Annotated in this window: 14 protein-coding genes and 2 pseudogenes; 13 read left to right on the top strand and 3 right to left on the bottom strand. The window is 33.9% G+C overall.

From position 1 onward, the window contains the following. Nucleotides 1–157: 157 nt before the first annotated feature. The 4 genes and pseudogenes from KAR67_RS04355 to cdtC all read left to right on the top strand — a co-directional run bounded on the left by KAR67_RS04355 (nt 158) and on the right by cdtC (nt 2,553). Nucleotides 158–379 carry a hypothetical protein gene (locus KAR67_RS04355; RefSeq protein ID WP_131235566.1) on the top strand — a complete coding sequence of 74 codons (222 nt, stop codon included), beginning with the start codon at nt 158–160 and terminating at the stop codon, nt 377–379. Next, nucleotides 367–1,143, top strand: coding sequence for a cytolethal distending toxin subunit Cc-CdtA (gene cdtA / locus KAR67_RS04360; protein WP_002783241.1), 777 nt, complete (start codon nt 367–369; stop codon nt 1,141–1,143). The genes KAR67_RS04355 and cdtA overlap by 13 nt, the downstream gene beginning before the upstream one ends. A gap of 24 nt (nt 1,144–1,167) precedes the next feature. Further along, complete coding sequence (cdtB, locus tag KAR67_RS04365; protein ID WP_057032186.1) at nt 1,168–1,971, top strand: cytolethal distending toxin nuclease subunit Cc-CdtB; 804 nt, start codon at nt 1,168–1,170, stop codon at nt 1,969–1,971. Between the two features lie 9 nt (nt 1,972–1,980). Next, nucleotides 1,981–2,553 (top strand): annotated as a pseudogene (cdtC, locus tag KAR67_RS04370) (cytolethal distending toxin subunit Cc-CdtC). 53 nt (nt 2,554–2,606) lie between these two features. Here the strand turns inward: cdtC and zupT are convergent. Beyond that, nucleotides 2,607–3,482 (bottom strand): zinc transporter ZupT, encoded by an 876-nt coding sequence (zupT, locus tag KAR67_RS04375; RefSeq protein WP_002783252.1) that lies wholly within the window; start codon nt 3,480–3,482, stop codon nt 2,607–2,609. A 147-nt stretch (nt 3,483–3,629) separates the two neighbouring features. Between zupT and lpxB the strand changes: the two genes are divergently transcribed. The 8 genes from lpxB to KAR67_RS04415 are packed head-to-tail and all read left to right on the top strand — an operon-like array spanning nt 3,630 to nt 11,376. Beyond that, nucleotides 3,630–4,721: a lipid-A-disaccharide synthase gene (gene lpxB, locus KAR67_RS04380; RefSeq protein ID WP_002778080.1), complete on the top strand. Its 1,092-nt coding sequence runs from the start codon at nt 3,630–3,632 to the stop codon at nt 4,719–4,721. Between the two features lie 17 nt (nt 4,722–4,738). Continuing rightward, nucleotides 4,739–5,224 carry a transcription elongation factor GreA gene (gene greA, locus KAR67_RS04385; RefSeq protein WP_002778078.1) on the top strand — a complete coding sequence of 162 codons (486 nt, stop codon included), beginning with the start codon at nt 4,739–4,741 and terminating at the stop codon, nt 5,222–5,224. A gap of 9 nt (nt 5,225–5,233) precedes the next feature. Then, complete coding sequence (locus KAR67_RS04390) at nt 5,234–5,992, top strand: metallophosphoesterase (RefSeq protein WP_323321445.1); 759 nt, start codon at nt 5,234–5,236, stop codon at nt 5,990–5,992. Further along, on the top strand, nt 5,985–6,941 hold the full coding sequence (locus KAR67_RS04395) for a chemotaxis protein (protein ID WP_002778075.1): 957 nt from the start codon (nt 5,985–5,987) through the stop codon (nt 6,939–6,941). Before KAR67_RS04390 ends, KAR67_RS04395 begins: the two co-directional genes overlap by 8 nt. 3 nt (nt 6,942–6,944) lie before the next feature. Next, nucleotides 6,945–9,239: a chemotaxis protein CheW gene (locus KAR67_RS04400; protein ID WP_002782069.1), complete on the top strand. Its 2,295-nt coding sequence runs from the start codon at nt 6,945–6,947 to the stop codon at nt 9,237–9,239. 4 nt (nt 9,240–9,243) lie between these two features. Then, nucleotides 9,244–9,765, top strand: a complete 522-nt coding sequence (locus KAR67_RS04405) for a chemotaxis protein CheW (RefSeq protein WP_002778071.1) — start codon at nt 9,244–9,246, stop codon at nt 9,763–9,765. Further along, nucleotides 9,765–10,388 carry a phosphoserine phosphatase SerB gene (gene serB, locus KAR67_RS04410; RefSeq protein ID WP_052777552.1) on the top strand — a complete coding sequence of 208 codons (624 nt, stop codon included), beginning with the start codon at nt 9,765–9,767 and terminating at the stop codon, nt 10,386–10,388. Before KAR67_RS04405 ends, serB begins: the two co-directional genes overlap by 1 nt. Before the next feature lies 1 nt (nt 10,389). Beyond that, on the top strand, nt 10,390–11,376 hold the full coding sequence (locus tag KAR67_RS04415) for a transaldolase (protein ID WP_070253309.1): 987 nt from the start codon (nt 10,390–10,392) through the stop codon (nt 11,374–11,376). Here the strand turns inward: KAR67_RS04415 and KAR67_RS04420 are convergent. Continuing rightward, entirely contained in the window at nt 11,373–11,795 is a 423-nt protein-coding gene (locus KAR67_RS04420; RefSeq protein WP_002778064.1) for a Sua5/YciO/YrdC/YwlC family protein, read from the bottom strand. The two genes, KAR67_RS04415 and KAR67_RS04420, sit on opposite strands and share 4 nt — an antisense overlap. Next, entirely contained in the window at nt 11,792–15,061 is a 3,270-nt protein-coding gene (gene carB / locus KAR67_RS04425) for a carbamoyl-phosphate synthase large subunit (protein WP_070263325.1), read from the bottom strand. The genes KAR67_RS04420 and carB overlap by 4 nt, the downstream gene beginning before the upstream one ends. 106 nt (nt 15,062–15,167) lie before the next feature. Here carB and KAR67_RS04430 point away from each other — a divergent pair. Beyond that, nucleotides 15,168–15,364 (top strand): annotated as a pseudogene (locus KAR67_RS04430) (hypothetical protein). Nucleotides 15,365–15,370 lie beyond the last annotated feature (6 nt).

Below are 15,370 nucleotides of genomic sequence, written 5' to 3' on the forward strand. Positions count from 1 at the left end.
AAGGCTATAGAATGCCTCCTGCTATAGGTGCTATGGTGATTATTTTCTTTATGATTATTGGATATTTTACTTCAAATAATCTTTATATGGTTATTTTCTTTGCAGCTATGGCGGGTGTTTAGTCTATATACCACAATTTTTAGCAAGTGTGCAAACTATGGAAGTCGTTCCTGCTTTTGCAGTAGGATCTTGTGTAGGATTTCGTGGCTTTATGAGTTATGTAGTCGGCGCTTCACTTGGAACAAAAGCTATAGGCTGGGCTGTGGATTACTATGGTAGTTGGAATGCTGGTCTTATCATGCTCCTTAGTGCTTGTATACTTTGCTCTATCTTGTGTCATTTTGGTGCTAAGAAAAAAGAGGATATATGCAAAAAATAAAATTAAGCCTAATGTTTTTGATTGTAACAATCATTTTTTCAGCTTGTTCTTCAAAAGAACAACAAATCAATCCTTTAGGAAGATCTTATGGTAAATTTAACGATAACGATCCTTTAAAACTTGGTTCAAAACCTACACCCCCTGTCAAACAAAAAACACCAAGCTTGGTAGAAGGTAAAAAATTTCCCGCCATACCACTTGTCCCACCTGTAATCACTCCTAATACCTTTAAAGGAGATAATGCCGTCAAAGGTCCATTGCCAAGGCTAAAATCTCCAAACGAATTTGCTTCAAATGCTTTATACGAAAACACAGGTATGGTAAGTGATTTTGTCACTATTATGAATCCCAATGGAGCATCTTTAACAATCTGGGCTTTAAATCCTGGCAATTGGATATGGGGATATAGTTTATTTGCTAGTAGACCTTTTGGAGATGCAAGAGCTTGGCAGCTTATTGAATTTCCAAACAATACAGTAATGATTAAAAATGCAAAAACATTTACTTGCTTAAACGCCTATAGAAATGGCATCGTTCATTATCCTTGCGATCAAACAAATTTTGCGCAGTTTTGGAGACTTTATCCGATGACTAATGGAGCTTATCAAATTCAAAATTTTGCCACCCAACAATGTATACAAACACCTGTTTCAAATGTAATGGAAGAATTTAATTTGAGCTTTTATAATATTTATTTAACCGATTGTTTGAAAGAAAAAGAAAAGAATTTGGATAGACAGTGGTATATAGGCGCTCCTATTTAATTTTTTCGCTATGAAAGGAAGATAATGAAAAAAATAGTATTTTTGATTTTAAGTTTTAATGTATTATTTGCCGCTTTAGAAAATTACAACACCGGAACTTGGAATTTGCAAGGCTCATCAGCTGCAACTGAAAGCAAATGGAATGTTAGTATAAGACAACTCATAACCGGTGCAAATCCTATGGATGTTTTAGCTGTTCAAGAAGCGGGGGTTTTACCTAGTACAGCTATGATGACTCCTAGACAGGTACAACCCGTGGGCGTGGGTATTCCTATACATGAATACATATGGAATTTAGGCTCTGCATCAAGACCTAGCTCTGTTTATATATATTATTCTAGAGTGGATGTAGGAGCAAATCGTGTGAATTTAGCTATCGTTAGCAGAGTGCAAGCGGATGAAGTTTTTGTTTTACCCCCTCCAACAGTTGCTTCAAGACCTATTATAGGCATACGCATAGGCAATGATGCTTTTTTCAATATACACGCTCTAGCAAGTGGGGGAAATGACGCAGGAGCCATTGTCGCTGCTGTGGATATGTTTTTTAGAAATAGACCTGATATTAATTGGATGATTTTAGGCGATTTTAATAGAGAATCAGGCGCCTTAGTAACCTTGCTAGATCCTGACTTAAGAGCGCGCACTCGCGTAGTTGTTCCGCCTTCTTCTACGCAAACAAGTGGAAGAACGATTGATTATGCTATCACTGGAAATTCCAACACTGCAGCTTTATACAACCCACCACCGATAGTTGCGATTTTAGCTTTAGCAGGATTAAGAACCTTTTTGGCTTCAGATCATTTTCCTGTAAATTTTAGAAGACCTTAGGAGCTTAATATGAAAAAATTTTTTATTTTATTTTTTGCCCTTTTGAGCTTTTTGAAAGCAGAGCCTAGCTTGGATGAATTAGCAGACTTTACTCCTATGTTTGCTATAAGATCTTTAGAAACAGGAATTTCTTTAAGTCCTTTTAGAAAAACTTCAAAAAGGTTAGAAGATCAAAATTGGTTTTTAAAAGAGATTGTAGCAAATGATGAGCTAAAAGCTAGGGATATGCACGCAAAAGATTTGCCTTTTGGCTATGTTCAGTTTATAAGCCCTAGGGGCGATGATATATGCCTAGCTGTTTTAAGTGAAAAAAGTTTTGGCACCAAATCTTGCAAACAAGATTTGCAAGATGGAACAATGCAGACTATTTTTCTATCATACCAATGACAAATGGTTCTATACAAATTAGATCTTTAACCAATGGTGGCAATCAATGCATGAGCACTTTTCCTGACTCTAGTATCGCCATAGAAAATCGCTTTGGTTTAGGAGAATGCCTTTTGGATCGTTCTATCGTAACTGTATTAAGCAAACTTTTCTTTTTCTTCCCCTGCTATAATCGAAGCAAGCGCAATTTACTAACACTTTTCTAACAAAACCAAGCTTTCATGGCTTAGTTTATAACTTGATTTAACTCAAGGATTTAACAAAATCAAACTCACCGCCATTACCGCCATTCCTAAAACAAGTCCATAAAGGCTATCGTGGGCTTTATCATAAGTCTTTGCCGCAGGCAATAACTCATCAAAAGAGATAAACACCATGATCCCAGCCACTACAGCAAAGGTGATGGCTAAAGTAAGCTCATTCATGATAGGCAAGATCAAAAACGCTCCCACAATCGCTCCCATAGGCTCGGCTACACCCGAAAGTGCAGAGTAAATAAAGGCTTTTTTCTTATCCTTTGTAGCATGATAAATCGGTAAAGAAACTGCCATTCCTTCAGGGATATTGTGTATAGCTACAGCCACAGCGATAGCCACACCAAAGCTAAGATTATCAAGGCTTGAGATAAAAGTCGCAAAACCCTCAGGAAAATTATGTATCGCTATGGCAAGTGCAGTAAATATCCCTGTTCTTTTCAATGCCTTTACATTGATCTTTTTTAAAGGTTCACCTGCATGAAAAGCGGGTGCTTTTTCATTTTTTTGAGGCAAGGGGCAAATTTTAAGCTCACTTAGATCTTCTTTAGGATCGTGAGGGTTGACATCTTCTGGGATAAATTTATCGATGATGGCTGATAAAAAAATTCCACCGAAAAAACACAAAAGTGCTAAAAGTTCTCCATAGTTTGAATTATAGTATTTTTTAAAATCTGTAAAAGCAGAGGGTAAAATTTCCATAAAAGAGATATATATCATCACTCCAGCAGAAAAACCAAGGCCAAAAGAAAGAATTCTAAGATTGTCATTTCTGCTAAAAAATGCTATCACAGAACCAATAGCGGTTGAAAGTCCGGCAAGGATGGTCAAAGCCATCGCTACTAAAATTTGTTCTAATGTAAATTCCATAAAAAGCATTATAGCAAAAATCAGTAAATAAATTTTATTTAATAATAATTTTTATTAATTATTATTAAACTTAAAACAATAAAAACTAACAAATGCTAAGAAAAATTTAGATATTATTTTACTTTAAAAATTGTATAGAGAGTGAAAATGAAAAATCTTTTAGTATGCGCCTTAGAACCTTCGGCAAACCTACATTTAAAAGAAGTTTTAAAAGCTTATAAAGAAGAATTTGGCGAATTTAAACTTGATGGAATTTATGATGAAAATTTATGCAAAGAATTTGCCCTAAATTCTACGCCACTTTATAGCTCGCATGAATTTAGTGCCATGGGTTTTGTAGAAATTTTACCTTTGATTTTTAAAGCAAAAAAAGCAATTAAAGAATTGGTAAATTTGACTTTAAATCAAACAATAGACGCGGTTTTATGTATTGACTCTCCCGCTTTTAATATCCCTTTTGCTAAAGCTTTAAAAAAAGCAAATTCAAAAACAAAAAGAATTTATTATATCTTGCCTCAAGTTTGGGCTTGGAAAAAAGGGCGCATTCCTATTATAGAAAGCCATTTTGATGTTTTAGCCTCTATCTTGCCTTTTGATGAGCAATTTTTTAGTAAAAGCATATATGTAGGACATCCTCTTTTGGATGAAATTAAAGATTTTAAAAATGAAAACGATATTAAAATTTTACTTAGCAAAAACGAAAGTGAAAAGACTATAGCGTTTTTACCAGGCTCAAGACGCAGTGAAATCAAGCGTTTAATGCCTGTTTTTAGAGAATTATCACGCAAATTTGAAGGAGAAAAAATCCTTTGTGTGCCACCTTTTAATCTCGAAAGATTAGAAATTTATGGCGATGTAAAGGATTTTAAAATACAAAGCAATACACCCCAAGTGCTTAAAAAAGCTGATTTTGCTTTTATTTGTAGTGGAACTGCTACCCTAGAAGCAGCTTTGGTAGGAACTCCTTTTGTGCTTGCTTATAAAGCAAAGACTATTGATATATTTATCGCAAGACTTTTTGTAAAATTAAAACACATTGGGCTTGCAAATATTTTTTGTGATTTTGCTGGAAAAGAAGCTTTAAATCCTGAATTTTTACAAGATGAAGTCAATGTTTTAAACCTTTATGAAGCTTATAATAAATATGATTATAAGGCATTTTTTGATAAAGTACATTTTCTAAAAGAATATTTAAAATTTGGAAGTGCGAAAAATCTCGCTAAAATATTAAATCAATAATAATTAAGGATATATAAATGCAAAAAGAACCGATGAGCCAATTTGGCTATGATAAATTAAGCGCTGAATTAAAAGATTTAAAAGATAACCAACGCCCTGCTGTTGTGATAGAAATCGACACCGCAAGAAGTCATGGGGATTTAAAAGAAAATGCAGAATACCATGCCGCAAGAGAAAAACAAGCCTTGATAGAAAGTCGTATCGCAGAACTTAGCGATTTAATCGCAAGAGCACAGATCATCGATCCTTCAAGCTATGAACATGATAGCGTTAAATTTGGATCTTCTGTGGTGATTATGGATTTAGATACTGAAAAAGAAAGCAAATATACCCTAGTAGGTATTTGTGAGGGAAATTTGGATAAGGGTTATATTTCTATTGCTTCACCTATTGCAAAGGCTATGCTTGGTAAAAAAGAGGGAGATGAATTTAAAGTGCGTTTACCAAAAGGAGAAAGCGAATTTGAAATTATCTCTATCAACTATGAACCTTTAAAATTTTAAGGATAGAAAATTTTACTACAAAATGGAGCGATTTTAATCGCAGATGCTCATGAAAATGATAAAAGAAGAGGCTTTTGGGAATTTTTACAAGCTTTAAAAAGGAGTGAAATTACCACACCTCAACTCATTTTAATGGGAGATATTTTTGACTTACTTATAGGTGAAATCTCTGCTACGCATGAATTTGCGAAACCCTATATTAAACTTCTTGAAGAACTCGCTTTAAAAATGGAAATTATTTATCTTGAAGGAAATCATGATTTTAATCTCGCTCGTTTTTTTCAAAGGGTTAAAATTTTTAATCTACAAGAACAACCCTTAAAACTTAATTTACATACAAGTAAAGGTAAAAATACCGATTTTAAAAATTCTTTTATCACTCTAGCTCATGGGGATATTTTTTTATCTCCACCTTTACAATTTGCTCTTAAAAGCTTGAGAAATCATTACTTGCTAGTATTTTTAAATTTTTTAAATCAAATAAGTTTCAATTCTATCTCAAATAAAATTCTTAAAAATCAAAATAAAAAAAATCTTTTTTATAAAATTGAAAATTTTAAAAATTTAGCCAAAGAAAGATATAAAAAATATGAAAATTTAGGCTTTTGGGTATGTGAAGGGCATTATCATCAAAATTTAATATTAGATGAAAAAGATGTTAAATATTTCAACTTAGCTAGTTTTGCATATGAGAGAAGTTTTTTTGTAGTAGAATGCTGTCAAGAAATCAAATTTCGAGAACAGAAATTGAGGGGTCAAAATGTTTGATGAAAATATCGTGAAAACGGGTTCAAATGAAATGGAGCTTGTCGATTTCCGTATCTTTAAGCAAGGACACGATAAAGTCTATGAGGGAATTTATGGGGTAAATGTCTCTAAGGTTAGAGAAATTATCAAAATTCCAAGCCTCACAGAACTTCCTGGTGTGCCTGATTATATCGAAGGAATTTTCGATCTTCGAGGCGTAGTTATACCGGTAGTAAATCTTGCTAAATGGATGCAAATCACAGAGCCAGAAAGCACTATGCTAAAACCTAGAGTTATTATCACTGAATTTAGTAATATTCTTATAGGCTTTATAGTACATGAAGCTAAAAGAATTCGCCGTATCAATTGGAAAGATATAGAACCAGCTACTTTCTCTACAGGTTCAGGTGCCTTAGATAAAGGAAAAATTACAGGTGTCACTCGTATAGAAAATGATGAAGTTCTTTTGATACTTGATTTGGAAAGTGTTGTTGAAGATTTAGGAATTTACTCTCCTAAAACCGATATAGATTTTAGTAAAATTGAAAAATTCAGCGGATCAGCACTTATTTTAGATGATAGTATGACAGCTAGAAAACGCGTTAAAGAAATGATGCAACAAATGGGCTTCCAAGTAATTGAAGCTAAAGACGGAGTTGAAGGCTTAAATAAACTTGAAGAACTCAGTCAAGTTTATGGAGAAAACTTAAGCTCTGTATTAAAAATTATCGTAAGTGATGTTGAAATGCCTCAAATGGATGGATTTCATTTTGCTGCACGCATCAAAGAAGATGCAAGATTTAAAGATATTCCTATAGTCTTTAACTCATCTTTATCTAACGAATTTATGAATGAAAAAGGTGTTCATGAAGCCGGTGGCGAAAGCTATTTGGTTAAATTTAATGCAAGTGATTTCTTCAATGAAATTGCTAAAGTCATCAAAAAACACCAATCTCAAGAACAGGGGTAAAATATGGAAGATATGCAAGAAATACTTGAAGACTTTTTGGTTGAAGCTTTTGAGCTAGTTGAGCAAATCGACCATGATTTAGTGGAGCTTGAAACAAATCCAGAAGACTTAGAATTATTAAACAGAATTTTCCGTGTAGCACACACTGTAAAAGGCTCTTCAAGCTTTTTAAATTTTGATGTTTTAACAAAATTAACACATCATATGGAAGATGTTTTAAACAAAGCAAGACATGGAGAATTAAAAATCACTCCAGATATTATGGATGTTGTTTTAGAATCCATCGATAGAATGAAAACCTTACTTAACTCTATACGCGATAACGGCAATGATACAGCTATAGGAATGGATATAGAACCAATTTGTGCAAGATTAACAGCTATATCAGAAGGAGAATCTCCAAATGGCGTTGAAAATGAAACTCCTGTAGAAGCTCCTCAAAAGGAAGAACCAGCTCCTACACCAGAACCTGAAGTAGATGTTAATCAATTAAGCGATTCTGAAGTTGAAGCCGAAATAGAAAGATTACTAAAGGCTAGGAAAGCAGAAGATCAAGCACGTCGTGCTCAGAAAAAGCAAAATACTGCAGCTTCTACAACTTCTAAACCAGCAGCAAGCACACCAAAAGCTGAAAATATGGAGAAAAAAGTTCCTGCTAGTGGAGGCGGTGGAGGCGGTATGGATCAAACCATACGCGTTGAAGTAAAAAGATTAGATCACTTAATGAATCTAATTGGGGAGCTTGTTTTAGGCAAAAACCGTTTGCTTAAAATTTACGATGATGTTGAAGAGCGTTATGAAGGAGAAAAATTCCTTGAAGAACTTAATCAGGTTGTAAGTCAATTAAGTATTATTACAACTGATGTTCAGCTTGCTGTGATGAAAACAAGAATGCAACCTATAGCAAAAGTTTTCAATAAATTCCCAAGAGTTGTTCGTGATTTAAGTCGTGAATTAGGAAAGCAAATAGAACTTGAAATTACAGGTGAAGAAACTGAACTTGATAAATCTATCGTAGAGGAAATTGGCGATCCTATCATGCATATGATTAGAAATTCATGTGATCATGGTGTTGAGGATCCAGCAACTCGTGCAGCGAATGGAAAACCTGAAAAAGGTATAGTCCAACTTAAAGCTTACAATGAAGGAAACCATATAGTTGTAGAAATTACCGATGATGGTAAGGGACTTGATGCAAATAGCCTAAAAGCTAAAGCTATAGAAAAGAATTTGATTACCGAAAGAGAAGCAGATCAAATGACAGACAAAGAAGCTTTTGCTTTGATTTTCAAGCCTGGTTTTTCAACTGCGGCTAAAGTAACAAATGTTTCAGGTCGTGGCGTAGGAATGGATGTTGTTAAAACCAACATCGAAAAACTTAATGGGGTAATTGAAATTGATAGTGAGTTAGGTAAAGGAAGTTCGTTTAAACTTAAAATTCCTCTTACCTTGGCAATCATTCAATCTTTACTTGTAGGAACTCAAGAGGAATTCTATGCAATTCCACTTGCAAGCGTTCTTGAAACAGTTAGAGTGCCAATTGATGATATTTACACTATTGAAGGCAAAAATGTATTGCGCCTTAGAGATGAAGTACTTTCTCTTGTAAGACTTTCTGATGTCTTTGGAGTTAAACAAGTGCTTGAAAGCGGTGATCAAACTTATGTCGTTGTTATAGGGGTAGCAGAAAGCAAGCTTGGTATTATAGTAGATACTCTTGTAGGACAAGAAGAAATAGTTATTAAATCTATGGGCGATTATTTACAAAACATCCAAGGTATAGCAGGTGCTACTATCCGTGGTGACGGTAGAGTAACACTTATCATAGATGTAGGCGCTATGATGGATATGGCAAAAGAAATAAAAGTTGACATCAAAGCTCAGATTGAATCAAGTGCTAAAAAACCAAAAGAAAAACCAAGTGATTACAAGGTCTTAATCGTTGATGATTCTAAAATGGATAGAACTTTAATGCAAAAAGCTTTAGAACCGCTAGGAGTTAGTCTTATTGAAGCTACCAATGGCGTTGAAGCATTAAATATTATAAAATCGGGCGATCATGATATTGATGCGATATTAATTGATATCGAGATGCCAAGAATGGATGGTTATACCTTAGCGGGTGAAATTAGAAAATATTCTAAATATCGCAATTTACCGCTCATTGCAGTTACTTCAAGAACAAGTAAAACTGACCGTTTAAGAGGTGTTGAAGTAGGTATGACGGAATACATTACCAAACCTTATTCTCCAGAATATTTGGAAAATGTGGTTAGAAAAAATTTGAAACTAGGATAAGAATATGAGTAATGAAAAATTAGAGCAAATATTGCAAAAACAGCAAACTCAGATAGCTGGTCCTGTTGGTGATCAAAAAGAAGATGATATCATACAACTTGTAGGTTTTGTCGTAGGAGATGAGGAATATGCTATTCCAATTCTTAACATACAAGAAATCATCAAACCTATAGAATATACAAGGGTTCCAAGCGTTCCTGATTATGTTTTGGGTGTATTTAATATGCGTGGAAATGTTATGCCATTAATTGATTTGGCACAGCGTTTTAATCTAGGAAGTTCTAAAATGACTCCTCAAACTCGTTATATTGTTTTAAGAGGCGAATCCAATGGAAGTGGTGTTGGAGGAAATGCGGGCTTTGTAATAGATAGACTAACCGAGGCTATCAAAATTCATAGAAACCGTATCGATCCGCCACCTGAAACTTTGGTAAAAGATAAGGGTATGATCTATGGTATAGGCAAAAGAGATGAAAATATCCTTACCATACTTAAAGTTGAAGCCTTACTTAAGCGTGAATTTTAATGATAAAACTTTGTGTTTTTGATTTTGATTCCACTTTGATGGATGGAGAAACTATTGATATATTAGCTAAGGCTTACGACAAAGAAAAAGAAGTGGTGGATATCACTCATAGCGCTATGGCGGGTGAACTTGATTTTTTTGAAAGTCTGCAAGAGCGTGTCAGTTTTCTAAAGGGAATGCCTTATGATCTTGTTCTTAAAATAGGACAAGATCTTCCATTGATGAATGGAGCTTATGAGCTTATTGAATTTTTAAATTCTAAAAATATTTTTGTTGTTATTTTTAGTGGGGGTTTTCATGAAGGTATTGATCCTGCTATGAAAAAACTAAAAGTAAATTTAGGCTTTGCAAATTATCTACATCATAAAAATAATACTTTATCAGGACTAGTGGGCGGAGAAATGATGTTTTCAAATTCAAAGGGTTTAATGCTGCAACGCCTCAAGAACTTTTTAAATTTGCAAACTCATGAAGTCATGTGTGTGGGCGATGGAGCAAACGATATCGCTATGTTTAATGAAAGCGGTTTAAAAGTCGCATTTTGTGCTAAAGAAATTTTGCGATCAAAAGCAGATATTTGCGTAGACAATAAAGACTTGAAAGAAATAATAAAGGTAATATAAGATGAAAAAATTTTCTCTTTGGTGTGATTTTATAGAAAATAGTTTTTTAGATAATAATTTTTTGAATTTACTATCTCGCGGTGTCAATGGAGCAACTTCAAATCCCGCTATTTTTAAAAATGCTATTTTAAATTCGCCTATCTACAAAGAAAAAATAGCCAAATTAAAAGGAAAAAAGGCAAAAGAAATTTATGAAGAACTTGCTATTGCTGACATACAAAAAGCAGCAGACAAGCTTGCTCCTTTATATCACACGGGAAATGATGGTTTTATAAGTCTTGAAATCGATCCGAGATTTTATGATAATACAAGCTTAAGTTTAGGCGAAGCAAAAAAACTTTATAGTGCCATTGGTAAAGACAATGTGATGATTAAAGTTCCAGCAACCAATGCTTCTTATGAAGTAATGTATGAATTGATGAAAAATGGCATCAGCGTAAATGCTACTTTAATTTTTTCTTTAGAGCAAAGCCAAAAATGCTTTGGAGCTTTAAATGCAGGTTTGATTGAATTTAGAAAAAACAATATAGCCTTGCAAGGAAAAAATACTCACTTAAGAACTCCACAAGCTGTTATAAGCATCTTTGTAAGTCGTTTTGATAGACTTTTAAATTCTAAAGCAAAAGAACAAAATCGTATAGGAATTTTAAATGCAAATTTAGCCTATAATAATATCATCTCCAAAAATGAACCTAATATCCGAGCTTTATTTGCAAGCACGGGTGTAAAAGGCGATGATTTACCAAAAGATTATTATATCAAAGAACTTCTTTTTGAAAATAGCATAAATACTGCCCCACTAGATGCTATCAATGCATTTAAAACCGAAATTGAATTTAAAAAACCTTTAATGAATTTTGAAATTTACACACAACTTAATGCTATTATTTCACAAAATGAAAGAGAAAAAGCTTGTGATGAATTACTAAAAGATGGTTTAGAGCAATTTTGCATAGCTTTTGAAGAAATTTTACAAGCACTAAACTAACGAATTTTTTTAAGCTTCTTACGATGAAGTTTTATTATTTTTGATGGGGTATTTTCAACAAATATCTCATCAACCACAACATCTGCGACACTTCTAGCCCAAAGCTCATCAAATTTTTGTCCGTGCTTGTTTGCAGAACTTGAATAAAAACAACCCATTTTTTCTAAGAATTGTGCGTGTTTGCAATCTTTGACAATTCTTACTGCTTGATTGTTTGGATAAATAAAAGTTGTTTTTTTGGCACGACGCACCCAGTTTTTAAATTGATTTGGAACTCTTACGATTTTTTTTAACTCGTCAAATTTTGCAGAAGTGATCAAGCAGGGCTGATCTTTAGCCCTGCCTTTTAAAGCATTGATTTCTTCTAAATTTTTACTTAAAAATCCTGCTGTAGTATCTGTTTGCGCTAGATAAATCAAGCTTTTAAATACTCCTGCAGGCTTTTAACTTCTAAATAACTTTGATTTTGTATCGCTTTAATCGATTTTGCACCCGCAAGAGCTGAACGCAAATTTGTAAAATAAGGGATTTTAAAACGGATAATATTTTCACGAATTTTTTTCGTATCCCCTGCAAAAGTATGACTATCACTTGTATTTATCACTAGCTGAATTTCTCCATTTTTCAGCTTGTCTTCCACATTTGGACGCCCTTCTGAAATTTTATGTACAAGCTCACACTCAAAACCATTTTCTACAATTTCTTTACAAGTTCCACTTGTAGCCATTAGTTTAAAACCTAATTTAGAGTATTCACTCGCAAGTTTTTTAGCATACTTTTTATCTTTTTCTTTTAAAGAAATGAAAACCACTCCACTTTCTGGCAAATGATTAAAAGATGAAATTTGACTTTTCGCGTAAGAATTGGCAAAATCCTTACTTATGCCCATAACCTCACCTGTTGATCTCATCTCAGGTCCTAGCTCTAAATCACTTCCACTAAGCTTAGCAAAAGGAAATACCGCTTCTTTTACGCTGATATATTTTGAAGGCTTAGGACGCAAAATCGCATTGTCAAAATTCACCACACCAAAAGCATCATAAAATTTTAAAGCTTCTTTTAAATTCCCCTGCCACATTACGCGTGTTGCAACTTTTGCCAAAGGTATACCTGTAGCTTTGCTTACAAAAGGTACGGTACGACTTGCTCTAGGATTTACTTCTATCATATAAAGTTCGTTATTGTAAATTGCAAATTGTATATTTAAAAGTCCTACAACGCCTAAATTTAAAGCAATATCTGCGGTTTTTTGTACGATTTGTTCTTGCATTTTTTCATCAATATTGCAAGGTGGCAAAGAACATGCGCTATCACCTGAATGAATTCCTGCTTCTTCAATATGCTCCATAATTCCTGCTACATAAACATCTTTACCATCACTGATAGCATCAACATCGATTTCAGTCGCATTATCTAAATACTGATCGATCAAAACAGGACTTTTATCGCTTACATCCACAGCTTCTTGCATATAAAGTCTAAGTTCACTCTCATCAGTAACCACACGCATAGCTCTTCCGCCTAAAACATAACTTGGTCTTACAAGTACAGGATAACCTATCTCGCTCGCTTTTAAAACCGCTTCTTCTACGCTTGTAGCGGTAGAATTTTTAGGTTGATTGATACCAAGTTTTGTAATAAATTCAGCAAATTTCTTTCTATCTTCTGCCATATCGATCACTCTTGCGCTTGTGCCTATGATTTTAGCCCCAAAAGCACTCAAGCGTTTAGCAAATTTAAGCGGAGTTTGACCACCAAAATGCACTATAACTCCATCTGGCTTTTCGCGTTCAATTACACCACGCAAATGCTCAAAATCAATAGGTTCAAAATACAAAATATCACTCGTATCATAATCTGTAGAAACGGTTTCTGGATTGCAATTATACATAATAGTTTTTACGCCTAAATCCTTTAATGCAAAAGAAGCATGCACACAAGCATAGTCAAATTCTATCCCTTGTCCTATACGATTTGGCCCCCCGCCTATAATCATCACTTTTTTTTCTTTTTTATCTCTTGCTTCATTTTTGCTTTGAGTAAGTTCACTTACATTGATACTAGAATAAAGATAAGGAGTTAAAGCTTCAAATTCCCCTGCACAAGTATCTACTTCGCTAAATTCTGCTATGATTTTTTGCTTCATTCTTGCATAATAGATATCATTTTGACTTAATTCTAAATTATCTTTTAGATTCACAAGCAAGGCGATCATCTTGTCTGAAAAACCCATAGTTTTTGCTTTTCTTAAAAAGGTTTTGTTATGCAAGATATCCATATCAATTTGCTCTTCAAAATCTACGATTTCTTTAATTTGGGATAAAAACCAAGGATCAATTTTACAAAGCTCATAAAGCTCTTTTACATCAAAACCCTCTCTAAAAGCTTGCGCTACATAAAGCAAACGCTTTTCGTTAGCGTTGCGAATTTTAAAGATAAGATCGTTTTTATCTTCAAATTTCACTCTATCAAAACCACTTAAATTTCTTTCCAAAGAACAAAGTGCTTTTTGTATACTTTCTTTAAAAGTTCGGCCAATCGCCATTACCTCACCCACGCTTTTCATCGCTGTGCCTAAAGTTGTATTGGCTCCTGGGAATTTCTCAAAAGTAAAACGAGGAATTTTTGTAACAATATAATCAATCACAGGTTCAAAACTAGCAGGAGTGCCGGTAATATCATTTTTTATCTCATCTAAGCTAAATCCAATCGCCAAAAGTGTTGCAACCTTTGCTATAGGATAACCCGTTGCTTTAGAAGCTAGGGCGCTTGATCTTGAAACCCTTGGATTCATTTCAATAACTATCATTCTACCATTTGTTGGATTGACAGCAAATTGCACATTTGATCCGCCCGTATCGACGCCTATTTCACGCAAAATGGCAAAAGAGGCATTACGCATAACTTGGTATTCTTTATCAGTTAAAGTAAGAGCAGGTGCAACCGTGATACTATCTCCTGTATGCACTCCCATAGGATCAAGATTTTCTATACTACACACGATAATGCAATTATCATTTTTATCGCGGATAACCTCCATTTCATACTCTTTCCATCCAAGCAAACTTTCTTCGATAAGAATTTCATGGATTGGCGAAAGTGCTAAGGCGGCATTAGCGAGTTCTTTAAATTCATCCATATTATAAACCACACCGCTTCCCGCACCACCTAAGGTATAAGAAGCACGGATCATTAAAGGAAAGCCGATTTCATCTACAGCTTTTAAAGCTTCATCATAATTATACGCGTACATAGATTTTGACAAATCCATGCCGATTTTTTTCATACATTCTTTAAAAACTTGACGATCTTCGCCTTTTTTAATCGCTTCAGGGTTTGCACCCAAAAACTTCACATCACCTAAAAGTCCGCTTTCATAAACTTCCATAGCTACATTTAGAGCCACTTGTCCACCCATGGTTGGCAAAATGGCATCGATTTTCTCTTTTTTAATAATACTTAAAATACTTTCCTTGGTTACAGGCTCTATATAAGTAGCATCAGCAAATTCAGGATCAGTCATAATAGTCGCTGGGTTAGAATTGATTAAAACTACGCGATACCCTTGTTCTTTTAAAGTTTTTGCTGCTTGAGTTCCTGAATAATCAAATTCACAAGCTTGACCTATAACGATAGGACCACTTCCTATAAGTAAAATATTTTTAATATCTGTTCGTTTTGGCATGAATTTTCCTAAGAGCATAAATTTGGGCTGATTATAACAAATTTTAGTTTTACAAACTTTGAAATTCTGTTATAATTTTAAAAAAATAGGCAAGAAAGAAACACTCATGAAAAAAATTAAAATTTCAGTTTTTTAATATTTTTTTGTCAATTTTCCGTTTTAGCAAATAATTTACCCCAAAATATAAAAGAAAATTTAGGCATTAATCAATTCTTGGACGAGAGTTTAAAAGAAATTTTAAATCAGCCCTTAAAGGAAAAATTTGCTCTTACTCCAAAGGGGGAATATTTTTTTCGAGAGTAATTTAAG

This window comes from Campylobacter sp. JH32 (assembly GCF_017846535.1).
GTDB classification, from domain to species: domain Bacteria; phylum Campylobacterota; class Campylobacteria; order Campylobacterales; family Campylobacteraceae; genus Campylobacter_D; species Campylobacter_D coli.

Coding starts and splice junctions, on each gene's coding strand:
- KAR67_RS04355 (WP_131235566.1), top strand. CDS start 158: ATGGAAGTCGTTCCTGCTTTTGCAGTAGGATCTTGTGTAGGATTTCGT.
- cdtA (WP_002783241.1), top strand. CDS start 367: ATGCAAAAAATAAAATTAAGCCTAATGTTTTTGATTGTAACAATCATT.
- cdtB (WP_057032186.1), top strand. CDS start 1,168: ATGAAAAAAATAGTATTTTTGATTTTAAGTTTTAATGTATTATTTGCC.
- zupT (WP_002783252.1), bottom strand. CDS start 3,482: ATGGAATTTACATTAGAACAAATTTTAGTAGCGATGGCTTTGACCATC.
- lpxB (WP_002778080.1), top strand. CDS start 3,630: ATGAAAAATCTTTTAGTATGCGCCTTAGAACCTTCGGCAAACCTACAT.
- greA (WP_002778078.1), top strand. CDS start 4,739: ATGCAAAAAGAACCGATGAGCCAATTTGGCTATGATAAATTAAGCGCT.
- KAR67_RS04395 (WP_002778075.1), top strand. CDS start 5,985: ATGTTTGATGAAAATATCGTGAAAACGGGTTCAAATGAAATGGAGCTT.
- KAR67_RS04400 (WP_002782069.1), top strand. CDS start 6,945: ATGGAAGATATGCAAGAAATACTTGAAGACTTTTTGGTTGAAGCTTTT.
- KAR67_RS04405 (WP_002778071.1), top strand. CDS start 9,244: ATGAGTAATGAAAAATTAGAGCAAATATTGCAAAAACAGCAAACTCAG.
- serB (WP_052777552.1), top strand. CDS start 9,765: ATGATAAAACTTTGTGTTTTTGATTTTGATTCCACTTTGATGGATGGA.
- KAR67_RS04415 (WP_070253309.1), top strand. CDS start 10,390: ATGAAAAAATTTTCTCTTTGGTGTGATTTTATAGAAAATAGTTTTTTA.
- carB (WP_070263325.1), bottom strand. CDS start 15,061: ATGCCAAAACGAACAGATATTAAAAATATTTTACTTATAGGAAGTGGT.